1 protein-coding gene is annotated in these 283 nt (G+C 38.5%); it reads right to left on the reverse strand.

Going from position 1 to position 283, the window contains the following annotated elements; genetic code table 11:
* Window positions 1-283, reverse strand: a 283-nt coding sequence (locus ACVCZW_RS00045) for a hypothetical protein (protein WP_452231282.1), incomplete at both ends; no start/stop codon positions are given.

Here is a 283-nt window from a genome sequence, read left to right on the forward strand (position 1 = left end):
ATCGTTAAGTGTAAGAATTGCAACAAGTATAGTTTCGTTATCACAATCATCTGCAACGGTATAAGTAACTGTTAATGTACCACCAGCGCCACAAGTGGAAGCAAGGTTTGTGTACGCATAATCAGAAGTTACATCAAATACCGCATCTGTATCACAAGCATCTGTACCGCAAGATTGAAGTGCTAAAATATTAGCAGCATTCCAATCGTTAGCAATCGTTTCATTATTTGTTCCATCACATTCAATCGTTTCATCTGCAACAGTACAAGCTGTAAGGTCAGGA

The sequence above is a fragment of the Lacinutrix sp. MEBiC02595 genome (assembly GCF_053601555.1).